The following is a 13,091-nucleotide window of genomic DNA, read 5'->3' as shown; positions in this document are numbered from 1 at the left end:
CCTGTGCCTGGGCTCCCTGTTCGCCTGCTCGGCGGCGGCCACCGTGGCCGCGACGACTCAGCTGGCGCCGGTGCGCCGATCGATGGCCGGCCGCGAGCCGCCGGCGGCGTCGCCGGAGTGGCTGTTGCTGCGGATACCCGTGGGCACGGTGTGGTCGGAGGAGTCCGCCTTTCGCGGTGCGCTGGCCACCGCCGGCGCCGTCGCTTTCGGCGCACGCGGTGGGCGACTGTTGCAGGCCAGCGCCTTTGGTCTGTCGCACATCGCCGACGCGCGGGCGACGGGTGAGCCGGTGGCCGGCACCGTGCTGGTGACCGGGATCGCGGGCTGGCTGTTCGGTTGGCTGGCCGATCGTTCCGGCAGCCTGGCCGCACCCACGCTGGCGCACCTGGCCATCAACGAAGCCGGGGCGATCGCGGTGCTGGCGGTGCAGTCGTCGCGCCGCTGATGGTCAGGGATTGATGGTGTAGTCACCGAGTTGGCGGCCCCACACGAATTCCACCGCGAGCGGCGAGCCGACCTCGAAGTGGTTGTAAGGAGCCATGCTTGCGCCGGTGTCCATCACCAAAAACGGCGCGGGCCACAGTTCCCGGGTGATCTTCTGCCAACAGCCCGGCCGTCCGCCCGGGCCGCCCCTGGCGTTGGTGCGGGGCAGGTTCTCCGGCCAGATATAAGGATTGGGCGCCCCCGCGATGGCGCCTGAGGCGTGGGCGCCCAGCGAGTAGCCGTTATCGCCCAGCGCGTTGTGGATTCTCGGCGCGACTTCGTCGAAATTGTGTATGGTGCAGTAGATTTCGGGACTGTATTCGTCGAGCAGCTGGCTGCTGGGAACCAGGTCGACGGCGCTGCGGACGAAGAATGGCCCGCTGCGGCCCAAGACGTCGGCGCCGGTGTTGCCCAGCCCGGCCGCGGCCAGCAGCGCGGCGTCGAGGTCGCGGTGCCGCGAGTCGAGTGTGCGCGCGGTCGTCACCGCGTGGTCCAGCGCGTCCCACAGGTCTGGAGAGGCATTCGCATAGGTATCGTCCAGAGCCGCCAGCCGCCGAATGTCGTTGCGTAGGGCCGGCATCCGGGGGTTCAGGTCGTCGAGGACGGCATTGCCGTCGGCGAGCGAGGCACCGAACCGCTCGCCCATCCCGGTCAGCGCCTGGGCGGCGGCGCTGAGCGTGAGGTTCAGTTTGACCGGATCGACCTTCTCCGCGATCGAGGTGAGTGTCTCGAAAAGGGTGTTGAACTCGGTGGTCACCGATGTCGCATCGATCACCATCGACGGTGTGATCGTTTGTGCTGCAGGCTGTTTCGGTGCGCTTAAGGCAACATATTTGTTGCCGAACACCGTGGTCGCCTTGACGTCGGCGACCACGTTGGCCGGGATCCGCTTGACGTATTTCGGGGCGACGTCCAGGACTATCTTGGCGGCCGGCCTGCCGCCATGCGTGGTCTCCGAAATGCTGGACACTCGGCCGATCTGCACCCCGTTGTAAGTGACCTTGGAACCGGGATCCATCACCAGACCCGCCCGGGCGGCCACCATGGTCAACTTCGTGGTCGGCGTCAGGGCGCCGCGAAATTGCAGGTACAGAAGCGACCCGAGCAATCCCATGATCACGACCGTCACCAGGCCGGCGGTCCGGTACGGCGGCCGCGCCCTTGGGCGACGGGGCTCCATGGTTTTGAGACCCTAGGGTATGGCCCCCCGCGACAAAGCCGATCCGGCCAAGGCCCGGCAGGCCGTGTTGGCGGTCGCGGAGTGGCTGCGCGACGAATCCGGTCCGCAGCCCGAGCGGCAGGAATTGGCGACGGCCGTCCGGCTCACCGCCCGCACCCTGGCCGCGGTGGCGCCCGGGCGCAGCGTGGAGTTGCGCGTCCCGCCGTTCGTCGCGGTGCAGTGCATCACCGGGCTCACGCACACCCGCGGAACACCGCCCAACGTGGTGGAAACCGACCCGCGGACCTGGCTGCTGCTGGCCACCGGGGAGTTGCCGTTCGGCGAGGCGCAGCGCACCGGTGCGCTGCGCCTTTCCGGCTCGCGAGCGGGTGAGATTGAACACTGGCTGCCGCTGTTCGATCTCGGCTGAACATAACCCTGAACTGCAGGTTTAGGTATTCGCGCTGGCATTTTGTCGCGCAACACGCCCGGCGGATTCGTCGGCGCGGCGGCGCTGCCCGTAGACTCCGTTACGTCACCAACCGTTCCCCGGGGAGCTGCCTAATCGTGACCGTCCAAGAACCCGAAGAGGACTTCAACGCACCCCGCGAAGAATGCGGTGTATTCGGAGTCTGGGCCCCCGGCGAGGACGTCGCCAAACTCACCTATTACGGCTTGTACGCGCTGCAGCACCGCGGCCAGGAGGCCGCCGGCATCGCCGTCGCCGACGGTTCCCAGGTGCTGGTCTTCAAAGATCTCGGCCTGGTCAGCCAGGTGTTCGACGAGCAGACGCTGGGCGCCATGCAGGGCCACGTCGCCATCGGGCACTGCCGCTACTCGACCACCGGCGACACCACCTGGGAGAACGCCCAGCCCGTGTTCCGCAACACCGCGGCCGGCACCGGGGTGGCGCTGGGACACAACGGCAACCTGGTCAACACCGCCGAGCTCGCCGCCCGCGCCCGCGACGAGGGGCTGATCGCCAAACGCGCCCCCGCACCGGCGACGACCGACTCCGACATTCTGGGCGCGCTGCTGGCCCACGGCGCGGCGGACGCCACCCTGGAGCAGGCGGCGCTGGACCTGCTGCCGACCGTGCGCGGCGCGTTCTGCCTGACCTTCATGGACGAGAACACGCTGTACGCCTGTCGCGATCCCCATGGGGTGCGGCCACTTTCGCTGGGACGGCTGGACCGCGGCTGGGTGGTGGCCTCCGAAACGGCGGCGCTCGACATCGTCGGCGCCTCGTTCGTCCGCGACATCGAACCGGGCGAACTGCTGGCGATCGACGCCGACGGCGTCCGCTCCACGCGTTTCGCCAACCCCACCCCCAAGGGCTGCGTCTTCGAATACGTCTACCTGGCGCGACCGGACAGCACGATCGCCGGACGGTCCGTCCACGCGACCCGGGTGGAGATCGGCCGCCGGCTGGCCCGCGAACGTCCCGTGGAGGCCGACCTGGTGATCGGCGTCCCCGAGTCGGGCACGCCCGCCGCCGTTGGATACGCCCAGGAGTCGGGCATCCCCTACGGCCAGGGGCTGATGAAGAACGCCTACGTCGGGCGCACCTTCATCCAACCGTCGCAGACCATCCGCCAGCTCGGTATCCGGCTGAAGCTCAACCCCCTTCGCGAGGTGATCCGGGGTAAGCGACTCATCGTCGTCGACGACTCGATCGTGCGCGGCAACACGCAGCGCGCCCTGTTGCGGATGCTGCGCGAGGCCGGCGCCGTCGAAGTGCACGTGCGGATCGCCTCACCCCCGGTCAAATGGCCCTGTTTCTACGGCATCGACTTCCCGTCACCGGCGGAGCTGATCGCCAATGCGGTCGAGGACAAGAAGGAGATGCTCGAGGCGGTGCGGCATGCCATCGGCGCCGACTCGCTGGGCTACATCTCGCTGCGCGGATTGGTGGCGGCCTCCGAGCAGCCGGCCTCGCGGCTGTGCACCGCCTGCTTCGACGGCCAGTACCCGATCGAACTGCCCGGGGAAACGGCGTTGGGCAAGAACGTCATCGAGCACATGCTCGCCAACGCCGCCCGCGGCGCCGGGCTCGAGGAACTCGCGCCCGACGAAGTGCCGGTCGTGCACTGAGGAACTCGGTTGCGCTCCTTCACCGACGTTTGATACCGGCCGTCGGCGCCGCCCGGTAGCCTTTATCGCGATGACGGATCCCGGAAAGAGTCCAGGACGCCACCAAGGCAGTCAGGGCATCACCTACGCGTCGGCCGGGGTGGACATTGAAGCCGGCGACCGCGCCGTCGAATTGTTCAAGCCGCTGGCGACGAAAGCCACGCGACCCGAGGTCCGGGGCGGCTTGGGCGGATTCGCCGGCCTGTTCGCGCTACGTGGCGATTATCGCGAGCCGCTGCTGGCGGCCTCCACCGACGGCGTCGGCACCAAGCTGGCGGTGGCCCAGGCGATGGACAAGCACGACACCGTCGGGCTGGACCTGGTGGCCATGGTGGTCGACGACCTCGTAGTGTGCGGCGCCGAGCCGCTGTTCCTGCAGGATTACATCGCGGTGGGCCGGACGGTGCCGGAACGGTTGAGCGCCATCGTCAGTGGCATCGCCGAGGGATGTGTGCGGGCCGGCTGTGCGCTGCTGGGCGGCGAGACGGCCGAACACCCCGGCCTGATGGAACCGGACCACTACGACATCTCGGCCACCGGCATCGGTGTCGTCGAGGCCGACGACGTGCTGGGGCCCGACCGCGTCAAACCGGGCGACGTCATCATCGCGATGGGTTCGTCGGGTCTGCATTCCAACGGATATTCGTTGGCGCGCACCGTGTTGCTCGAGATCGACCGGATGAACCTCGAGGGATATGTGGAGGAGTTCGGCCGCACGCTCGGTGAAGAGCTGCTCGAACCCACCCGCATCTATGCCAAGGACTGCCTGGCGCTCGCGGCCGAAACCCACGTGCGCACCTTCTGCCACGTCACCGGCGGTGGGCTGGCCGGCAACCTGCAACGCGTCATCCCGCACGGCCTGGTCGCCGAGATGGATCGCGGGACCTGGACGCCCGCCCCTGTCTTCGCCATGATCGCCCAGCGCGGGCGGGTGACCCGCGAGGAGATGGAAAAGACGTTCAACATGGGCGTCGGCATGATCGCCATCGTGGCCCCCGAGGACACCGACCGGGCCCTGGCCATCCTGACCGCCCGGCACCTGGACTGCTGGGTGCTGGGCACCGTGGGCAAAGGCGGAAAAGAAGGCCCACGGGCCAAGATGGTCGGTCTGCACCCGAGGTTTTAGAAAGCTTGTGCTCCGGCAGAACTAACGCGGCGCCGGTGCACTACGCATCGGCGCCGGGGCGTTGGTCTTAGCGACGCCAGCTGTCCTGGTCGTCCCAGGATTCGTCGGATCCGTCGCTGTCCAGGTCACTGGAGTCGTCCGAACCCGATCCGGACAGCTCTTGCTGAAGCCGCTGGAAGTCGGTCTGTGGAGAACTGTATTTGAGTTCTCGAGCAACCTTGGTCTGCTTTGCCTTAGCCCGGCCGCGGCCCATGGGGGAACCCCCTCGCGCAATAACGGAGCGGCCTAACGAGTAGGCGGCTCCGATCTCCTGGTGTCGTATTGTCCTGCCAACAGTTTACCGTGCCCCGCCACCGGGCGTTGGCGCCCCCTACTTGCTGTGGCGGACGTTACCGTTCATTATCCCGCACCGCCCCGCAACCGTTCAACAGCTAGCCGCCCCGCGCCGATTTGTTCGGTTGCGGGCAGCGAATCGGCGTCGATCACCGCGGCGACCGAGGCGTCCGGTCCGGTCGCCAATTCCGTCTCGGCGGGCAGCCCGCGCTTGAGCAGCGCCAGCGCTATCGGACCGAGATCCACGTGGTCGACCACCGTGCCGAGACGGCCGACGGTGCGGCCGCCGGCCAGCACCGGGTCACCGGTCGACGGCCGGTCGACCGAGCCGTCGAGGTGCAGCAGCACCAGCATCCGCGGCGCCCTGCCCAGGTTGTGCACCCGCGCGACCGTCTCCTGCCCGCGGTAACAGCCCTTGTCCAGGTGGACGGCCCCCGAACCGGGGCCACCGATCCACCCCACCTCGTGCGGAATCGTGCGCTCATCGGTGTCGACGCCGAGACGGGGCCGCAGGCCCGCCACCCGGTGGGCTTCGTAGGCCCACACCCCGGCGGGTCGCACTCCGGCCTGCGTCAGGCGCTTGCGCCACTCGTCGACCGCGGCGCGCGGAATCAGCAGGTCAAGCTCGAGCCGGCCGGCGGGGCTGCCCGGCATCCGACGCACGAAGCCGTCGCCGGTGGGCACTGCCGTCAGCTCGGCGGGCAGCGCATCCACCCCGATCGCGTCGAGAATCGCTCGGTCGGCAAGTTTCGGGCCGAGCAGCGACAGCACGGCCAGCTCCGCACCGGCCGGGGTGACCTCCGACCAGAACACCATCTTGCGCAGGTATCCCAGCAACGGCTCGGCCCGCCACGGTTCGGTGTCGAGGTAGGTGGTGCCGCCCAGCTCGGTCTGAATCCAGTGGTCCTCGACGCGGCCCTGCCCGTCGAGGCTGAGATTCTGCGTACTGGCGCCGTCGGGGAGGTCGCTGACGAATTGCGTCGAAATGCTGTGCAACCAGGTTTGCCGGTCCTTGCCGGTCAAGGTGAGCACGCCGCGGTGCGAGCGGTCCACCACTATCGCGTCGGTGTCGGCCGCACGCTGCTCGCCCAGCGGATCGCCGTAATGCCAGACGGCACCGGCGTCGGGTCCGGTTTCGGGTGCGGGGACGGGGTGGGTCACGAGTCAACTCTACGGACCCGCCGGGCGCCCCCAACGAGTGTGAAGCTGGCTTCACACTCGGAGCCGAATGTGCGGCTAGCTTCACGTTCGCGAGGTCCCACGTGGACGCGGTCGCGGCGCGGGCCCCTTCGGCCACATTGGATAGGCTTTCGACCATGGCGGGCCAGACGGGTGTGATCGTCACGCTGGACGGCGAAATACGTTCGCCCGACGCGCCGCTGCTGCACGCCGACGACCTGGCGGCGGTCCGCGGTGACGGTGTCTTCGAGACGCTGTTGGTCCGCGACGGCAGGGCCTGCCTGATCGAGCCGCATCTGCAGCGGCTGACCCAGTCCGCCGCGTTGACCGATCTGCCCGCACCCGATCTGCCGCGGTGGCGAAGCGCGATCGAGGCGGCCACCCGGCAGTGGTGCGCGGACAACGCCGAAGAGGGCGCGATGCGGTTGATCTACAGCCGGGGCCGCGAGGGCGGGTCGGCGCCGACGGCCTACGTCATGGTCAACGCCGTCCCCGACCGCGTGACGGCGGTCCGGCGGGGCGGGCTGGCGGCGATCACGCTCGATCGCGGGCTGCCCGCCACCGGCGTCGACGCGATGCCGTGGCTGCTGGCCGGCGCCAAGACCCTGTCCTACGCGGTGAATATGGCGGCCCTGCGCCATGCCGCCCGTCAGGGCGCCGGTGACGTGATCTTCGTCAGCACCGACGGTTACATCCTGGAAGGCCCTCGCTCGACTGTGGTGATCGCCACGGCCCCCGAGACGCCGGAGGATCATCCGTGCCTACTCACTCCGCCGCCGTGGTATCCGATCCTGCGCGGCACCACCCAGCAGGCGCTGTTCGAGGTGGCCAGGGACAAGGGCTACGACTGCGACTACCGGGCGCTGCGCGTCGCGGATTTGGTTGCCGCCCAGGGCGTTTGGTTGATCTCCAGCATGACCTTGGCCGCCCGTGTGCACACGCTCGACGGCCGCGCGCTGCCGCCGGCGCCGATGGTTGCGGAATTCGCCGAACTGATCGACGCCGCCATCGTCAGCGATCGCTGAGCGCTGAATTCTGTTGTCGGCTGGCCGATCCGCGGGTACGGTCGGCCGTACACAAGGAAGGAGGTGGTCCGCGAAATTGATAGCTTCATGGACATGTGAGGTGGCTGCGCGCTAGCAGCACCTGCTCGGAAGAGCTGGCGTCACGCGTGCGCTAGCGAATTCCCCGCAGTCACCCGGCCCCCGAGCTTCCGGTTTGTCCAACCTGGAATACGGCTCGGGGGCCGATCCATGTCGGGGGGCGGCTACTGGTTCACCTTCGCGGTGATCTCCCCGGCGAGCTTGCCGGCCTGACCGGTGCCGGCATCCGGGCCGCACACCAGCAGGTCGACGACGACGCTGGACGCCGCGTGCAACGCGTGGTGGCAGACCCGGGTCCCGTCCGCTTCCGTTCTCTGCTGATAGACCTTGGGCGGGGCGCCGGTGACCTCACCGAAAGCCCAGCCCGACGACTTGCCGTTGAAGCTCATGGTGATCGATTGACCCGCGCAGGCCCTCCACTTCTCGGCCGTCGCCGCCACGAACGCCGCGGCCTTCTCGGGCGACGAGAACGCCGCAACCGCTTCGTACACCCGATGCGGCGGGTTCTCGCCGGCGGTGTGTACGGCCTGCCCACTCACCGCGGTGTAGCCGTCGGCTCCCTGATAGACCGAGCTCTCGATGGGCTCCCAGGCGTTTTTGCAGTTCGGGTTGGATAGCGTCGCCCTCAGGTTGCGAAGCTGCCCGGCCTTCTCGGAGACCACCAGGTTCTGGTCGCCGATGATGGCGCCGACCTCGGCGGGGCCGAGCAGATAGGAGTCCAGCTTCGCGCCGTTCGCGGCCGTCGGGCCCGAACCGGCTGCCGCCGCTGATCCGGCGTCCGTGGCCGAGTTGGGGCCGGCCTTGGGTGCCTTGGTTTTGCCGCCCTGCGTTGCCAACACGACGACGATCGCGATCGCGGCAATCACCGCGACGGCGGCACCGCCGATGATCAGCAGCCGCTTGTTCGACCCGGTGCCCGCCGCGGGCGGGACGGGGGCCTTGGCCGACGGCCCGGCGGAGGGCGCGGGCCCGGCCGGCGCTTTCGCTGCGGTCGCCGCCGCCTGCTCCGTGGCGCCGGTTGCCGGTGCGTCCGCCGCGTTGTTCTTGGCCTCGATTTCGGCCAGTACGTTGTCGATTTCGGTGCGGGTGCGGTAGGTGACATCGTGGCGAAGGCGCAGCATGCGCAGCAGCTGGCCGATGTCACCGCGGGCGCTGGGGTCGTCACCGTCCTCGTCGAGCCCGGACCGCAGTTCGATCAGCAGTTGCGTTTGTTGCTGCGGGCTGAGCTCCTTTTCGGCGAGGATATTGCCCAGCCGCGTGATGTACCCGAACGGCACCGGTGGCTCTTCGGGCAGCGGATCCGGCAACGGCACCGGCTTGCTCTGCAGGGCGTGCACCGCGGTGACCAGTTGGATGCCGGCGTCGACAGTCGGCTCGCGGTAGTCGATGATCTGCAATGCGGCAAGGGGATTCACGCGCATGCTGTCGACGTCGCCGATGCGCACGGGAAGGATCGGCCGGTTCAGGGCCCTCGCGTAGCGCAACTCGGCCTGACTGGGCTTGGACTGCAGCCAGTTGTTCGACAGCGCGACGATGAACACGTCGCACGAGCGGATCTGCTCCAAGATCTTGTTCCACCAGGAATCCCCGCCGCCGAGCTCCTGGTCGAACCACACCTGCTGCTGCCCGCGCCGCAGCGCGGTGGTCAGGGCGTCGACCGTCGACCTGTCTTGGCTCGAGTAGCTGATGAACAGCGCCATCGAAGTCTCCTTGGGTGAGGCGGAGCGAACTAACTCGGGCGAAGCCTCGTCGGCTACTGCACGTGCGCCGATACCGTATCAGTGTTGGGTCCGGTCAGAAGGCGCAAATTCAGGGCCATTTGGCGCGGAGGCGGGGCTGAACTCAGCCGTTGCCCCGATCGAGAACCTGGGCGTCGTCGGACGACCGGATCTCGGCGTAGCGTCGCGCGAATTCCTCACCCGGAACCGGCCATTGCTCGCCGCCCTGCCCGCGGACGACCCAGTCGCCGTCGGCCGCCGCCGCGGGTCCCTCCAGGGTGTTGACGACCTCGCCGGGCTGCGCCGGGCGCGCCTGGACCCGTCCTTTGCGACGCCACCGCCCGTCGCCGGCGGGTTCGTAGGTGTCGCGAAAGATGTCGTCGCGCACCGACCAGACCTTGCCGTCTTCGGAAATCGCCCAGTCCCCGGCGTCGGCCCGCAGCATGTGGCCCGAATCCGATGTCCATGTCCACCCGGTCGCGCGTTGCTCCGCGGCGACCGTGCCCACGCGGGAAAAGGATTGCCACAGCGGGCGTGAGCGAAAGCCCAGCTGCCGCAGGCTCCACAAGGTTCCGGCCAGACTGCGCACCGCGGCGTTGAGCAGCTCCGGGTTGGCTTCGACGGTCGGCCAGTCCACCAACTTGTCGTGAATCTTGCGTGAATCATCGCGTGGCACACCGTATTTCCAGCCGTTGCGACGGTAGTAACGGCACCAGTCCTCATGCTCTGCCTGGGCCATGCTCATTGCCGCGTGGTGGTCGAACCCCATCAACGCCAGCTGCTCGGTCGGCGCCAAACCCGCCATGTCGCGTCCGGAAAGCTGCGCCGGGGGGCTGCCCCAGGTGTTCCAGGTATGTCCGGCAATCTGTTCCACCATCCACAAGGCGTTGCGTACCTGGCGGCGGTTGGAGCCGCGGTAGAACTCGTCGAGTTCGGCCCACGGCATCGCGGCGGCCGACCGCGGCGCCCCCGGGTCGATCGTCGAGACGTAGCGCTCGTGGATCAGCCGCGCCGCGCGCTCCCACGCGTCCTGAACCAGCCCCTCCTGGGTGTCGAGCACCAGCGAGTAGGACTGCAGCCGGCCGACGACCTGGATCGAGTCGTCGCTGATGCTGGTATTGAGATCCGAGGCGTGGATGGGCATTTCGGGGAACCGGGCGGCCAGTCGGGCTGCGGTCGTCGCGGCGTGGGCGTCCACGAAGATCACCGCGCAGCCGGCCGGGTCGGCCTCGCCGATCAGCTTCAGCATGGTCGGCACGGTCGGCAGCTGGGCCACGGCGTCGATCTTCGGCCCCTCCGATACGAATCCGGCCTGCCGACGGTAGAACTCGTGATCGGCCAGGTAATCCTCGGCGTCGCGTTCGACCAGCGTCAGCGCGGGCAGCGGCACCGCGTCGGGTGGAGTGTAGAAGTCGCGCTCCAAAGCGCGCTGGGTCAGATTGGCGCACAGGGCAAGGGTCAATTGCGAAGTGCCGCAGACGAACACGCGTCGCGTCCGGCGGGTCGCGCTGATGGCGTCCAGGAGCCTGCCCGCCGTCACCTCGTATTTGCCCACAACGTCGGCCGCCCACCGCGTGTCGGAGCCACCGAACTGCTGGGCACGCCACGCCTGGGCCAGCCACGGGTCGTCCATCCGCACGATGAGCGGCAGCCGCCGCTTGTGGGCGACCTCGGAGAGCCGGCGGCTGATCAGGTCGAGCCACAGCAGGTTGATCGCCGGATCGGGTGCCATCAGGTAGAGCCGAGAAAGATTGCGCCACAGTCGAAGTGACACCAGCGTGGATGGGGTGTCGAAGTCCACCAGGACCACCCGGGCGCCCTGTCGGCGGGCGCGCGCCACGCGGTCGTCGCTGGCGCCGGTGACGACCACCAGGGTGCTGCGCCGGTCCAGCGTGCGCGCCACCGCGCTGATCATCGACTGGGTGTCGGCGTCGACCCCGACGATGACCGTGACCGAGTCGGCCAGGTTGGCCCGCAGCCGGTCCACCTGCGACCGGAACACGCCGACCACCACGCCGCCCAATCCGGTGAAAATCGCCGCCAGCGCAGCGATCCGGGCCAGCTCCAGCCCGACGGGCGTGGGGTTCGGGCAGGTTCGCCCGCTCACCGAGAAGTCACCGGTGCTGCCCTTGACCAGGCTGGCCGTCGCCATCAGCGGGGTGAAGAAGGCCGGGTGATTGGCGTCGTGACATCCCCAGTAGGAGGTGAGGCCCAGCACCGCGCCCATGCTGACCAACGCAGCGATCACGGTGAACGAAACCCCCACCACCCGGTGGCTGCTGTCCGATCGGAAGGTCAGCACACACGCCGCGATGAGCACCGTGACCACGATCGCCAGCGTCGGCATCGATCCGGGCCGGCCGAACCATCCCAGCGAGGCCGGCAGCGCGTCAAGGACCGAGGGCCGCAGATCCAGGACAGCCAGATACAGGATCAGAAGCAGGCCGGTCGCGCTGACCGCTCGGCGCACCACAGTCGAGGGTGACCGCTTGGGACGCATCCGACCGACCTCCCTTCCGGGGCATATCGTCGCCCATCGGATGCTCGGAGGTCGAACAGTACACGCAGAAAAAGGCGGCCGCGGGCCGTTGCTAGCCGGCGAACCGGGACAGCCGCGCCGAAAGATGCGGCACCAGACCGCCGTCGGCGTCCACCCGCTCCTCGACGTAGGCCAGGTCGCCGCCCTCGACGATGCCGTAGAGGCGTTTGGCGCCGCCGACCAGCACGCCCGACCGGCTGCGGGCCAGCGCGTCGGTGACGAGCTCCCAGGACGACTGGGTCAGGGGGCGGCCGTAGAACAGTTCGACGTAGCCCGCCGAATGGGCCAACAGCAGTTCGATCGCGTGGGATTCGCCGGGATCGTCGGGATCACTGACGAAGCGCCAGAAACCGGTCTCGCGCAAACCGCGTTCCTCATAGTCGCCGGTCTCGCTGAGCCGCCACGAGCGGGCTTCCCAATTCAAATAGTCGCCGCCGTCGTGCGAGACCACGATCTGCTGACCGAACCGATAGTCCCCGTCCTGCCCGCGACCTTCGCCTTCCCCGCGCCACACGCCGACCAGCGGCAGCAGCGCCAGCAGGTCATCGCTCAGATTGGCGCCCTCGCGCAGGTTCGCGGTGTCGGCGGGCAGGGGCAGGTCATCGTAGGAGGGGATGTTGCGGCCGGCGGTCAGCTTGGCGCGCTCAGCGGCCGCGGCCACCGCCCGATCGCCGGAGCCGGCGGAACTGATCGGTTGATCGGGGGTCACGCGCGCCACACCATCCCATCGCTGCGTCGCAGAACGTCGCCGGCTGAGGTCATGCGCGCCGCTCCTCACCTTCGCTGCGCGCAGGATCGTCGCCGGCTGAGGTCATGCGCGCCGCTCCTCACCATCGCTGCGTGCAGGATCGTCGCCGGCGCGGGTCACGACTCGTCGGTGATGAGCCGGTAGAGGGTGTACAGGGCGAACCATGAAATCACCACGACCGCCACAACCAGCATGATCTCGAAGAACAGCACCACGGGGACAAGTCTATTCGTCCCGCGGTGTCCGCGTCTGGGGCGGCTGGTGAGTCAGGCGATCTTGACGTCGACCTCGTGGATGCCCGCGCCCGACGGAGCCACCACGGCGTCGCCGTTGCCGGCCTTCGACAGGGCGCGCAGGGTCCAGGATCCGGGTGCGGCGAAGAACCGGAAGTCCCCGGTGGCCGACGCCACCACCTCGGCGGTGAATTCGTCGGAGGAGTCCAGCAAGCGGACGAACGCGCCGCCCACTGCCTGGCCGTCGCCGTCCACGACGCGACCGGTGATCACCGTTTCCTTCTCCAAGTCGACGCTGGCGGGCAACGTCAGTCCTTGTTTCGGTGCAGAGCACATA

12 protein-coding genes are annotated in these 13,091 nt (G+C 68.7%); 5 read left to right on the top strand and 7 right to left on the bottom strand.

The window, feature by feature from the left end:
* On the top strand, window positions 1-445 hold a 445-nt coding region (locus tag A5622_RS19490), incomplete at its 5' end, for a CPBP family intramembrane glutamic endopeptidase (RefSeq protein WP_066880652.1).
* 3 nt (window positions 446-448) lie between these two features.
* On the opposite strand, the gene A5622_RS19485 is transcribed toward A5622_RS19490, so the two are convergent.
* Window positions 449-1,663, bottom strand: a complete 1,215-nt coding sequence (locus tag A5622_RS19485; RefSeq protein ID WP_066880650.1) for an MCE family protein — start codon at window positions 1,661-1,663, stop codon at window positions 449-451.
* Between the two features lie 19 nt (window positions 1,664-1,682).
* Here A5622_RS19485 and A5622_RS19480 point away from each other — a divergent pair, with 19 nt between their 5' ends.
* From A5622_RS19480 to purM, 3 genes are all read left to right on the top strand, one after another.
* Window positions 1,683-2,072 (top strand): sterol carrier family protein, encoded by a 390-nt coding sequence (locus A5622_RS19480; protein WP_066865497.1) that lies wholly within the window; start codon window positions 1,683-1,685, stop codon window positions 2,070-2,072.
* Between the two features lie 137 nt (window positions 2,073-2,209).
* Complete coding sequence (gene purF / locus A5622_RS19475) at window positions 2,210-3,736, top strand: amidophosphoribosyltransferase (RefSeq protein WP_066865500.1); 1,527 nt, start codon at window positions 2,210-2,212, stop codon at window positions 3,734-3,736.
* A 70-nt stretch (window positions 3,737-3,806) separates the two neighbouring features.
* Window positions 3,807-4,901 (top strand): phosphoribosylformylglycinamidine cyclo-ligase, encoded by a 1,095-nt coding sequence (gene purM, locus A5622_RS19470; protein ID WP_066880648.1) that lies wholly within the window; start codon window positions 3,807-3,809, stop codon window positions 4,899-4,901.
* Window positions 4,902-4,968: 67 nt separating this feature from the next.
* Here the strand turns inward: purM and A5622_RS19465 are convergent, their stop codons facing one another.
* Both A5622_RS19465 and A5622_RS19460 read right to left on the bottom strand, forming a co-directional pair.
* Window positions 4,969-5,154: a DUF3073 domain-containing protein gene (locus A5622_RS19465; protein ID WP_066865508.1), complete on the bottom strand. Its 186-nt coding sequence runs from the start codon at window positions 5,152-5,154 to the stop codon at window positions 4,969-4,971.
* Between the two features lie 146 nt (window positions 5,155-5,300).
* Window positions 5,301-6,395: a folate-binding protein YgfZ gene (locus tag A5622_RS19460; RefSeq protein WP_066880646.1), complete on the bottom strand. Its 1,095-nt coding sequence runs from the start codon at window positions 6,393-6,395 to the stop codon at window positions 5,301-5,303.
* A gap of 173 nt (window positions 6,396-6,568) precedes the next feature.
* On the opposite strand from A5622_RS19460, the gene A5622_RS19455 reads away from it, so the two are divergent.
* Complete coding sequence (locus A5622_RS19455; protein ID WP_082994636.1) at window positions 6,569-7,438, top strand: aminodeoxychorismate lyase; 870 nt, start codon at window positions 6,569-6,571, stop codon at window positions 7,436-7,438.
* A gap of 242 nt (window positions 7,439-7,680) precedes the next feature.
* Here A5622_RS19455 and A5622_RS19450 read toward each other — a convergent pair whose 3' ends face one another.
* The 4 genes from A5622_RS19450 to A5622_RS19435 all read right to left on the bottom strand — a co-directional run bounded on the left by A5622_RS19450 (window position 7,681) and on the right by A5622_RS19435 (window position 13,090).
* Window positions 7,681-9,216, bottom strand: a complete 1,536-nt coding sequence (locus tag A5622_RS19450) for a sensor domain-containing protein (RefSeq protein WP_066880641.1) — start codon at window positions 9,214-9,216, stop codon at window positions 7,681-7,683.
* 142 nt (window positions 9,217-9,358) lie between these two features.
* Window positions 9,359-11,734, bottom strand: coding sequence for a hypothetical protein (locus tag A5622_RS19445; protein ID WP_066880639.1), 2,376 nt, complete (start codon window positions 11,732-11,734; stop codon window positions 9,359-9,361).
* A gap of 91 nt (window positions 11,735-11,825) precedes the next feature.
* Window positions 11,826-12,482 carry an FABP family protein gene (locus A5622_RS19440; RefSeq protein ID WP_066880655.1) on the bottom strand — a complete coding sequence of 219 codons (657 nt, stop codon included), beginning with the start codon at window positions 12,480-12,482 and terminating at the stop codon, window positions 11,826-11,828.
* Between the two features lie 305 nt (window positions 12,483-12,787).
* Window positions 12,788-13,090 carry a DUF1416 domain-containing protein gene (locus tag A5622_RS19435; protein WP_066880637.1) on the bottom strand — a complete coding sequence of 101 codons (303 nt, stop codon included), beginning with the start codon at window positions 13,088-13,090 and terminating at the stop codon, window positions 12,788-12,790.
* Between the last annotated feature and the right edge of the window lies 1 nt (window position 13,091).

The organism is Mycobacterium sp. 1245801.1 (assembly GCF_001673055.1).
In the GTDB taxonomy this organism is placed as follows: domain Bacteria; phylum Actinomycetota; class Actinomycetes; order Mycobacteriales; family Mycobacteriaceae; genus Mycobacterium; species Mycobacterium europaeum_A.
The sequence above is the reverse complement of the archived record's forward strand: the minus strand, read 5'-3'. Positions and strand labels throughout refer to the sequence as shown.

Bases quoted from the DNA above. Each gene is read 5' to 3' on its own strand.
- A5622_RS19485 (WP_066880650.1), bottom strand. From the start codon at position 1,663: ATGGAGCCCCGTCGCCCAAGGGCGCGGCCGCCGTACCGGACCGCCGGC.
- A5622_RS19480 (WP_066865497.1), top strand. From the start codon at position 1,683: ATGGCCCCCCGCGACAAAGCCGATCCGGCCAAGGCCCGGCAGGCCGTG.
- purM (WP_066880648.1), top strand. From the start codon at position 3,807: ATGACGGATCCCGGAAAGAGTCCAGGACGCCACCAAGGCAGTCAGGGC.
- A5622_RS19465 (WP_066865508.1), bottom strand. From the start codon at position 5,154: ATGGGCCGCGGCCGGGCTAAGGCAAAGCAGACCAAGGTTGCTCGAGAA.
- A5622_RS19450 (WP_066880641.1), bottom strand. From the start codon at position 9,216: ATGGCGCTGTTCATCAGCTACTCGAGCCAAGACAGGTCGACGGTCGAC.
- A5622_RS19445 (WP_066880639.1), bottom strand. From the start codon at position 11,734: ATGCGTCCCAAGCGGTCACCCTCGACTGTGGTGCGCCGAGCGGTCAGC.
- A5622_RS19435 (WP_066880637.1), bottom strand. From the start codon at position 13,090: ATGTGCTCTGCACCGAAACAAGGACTGACGTTGCCCGCCAGCGTCGAC.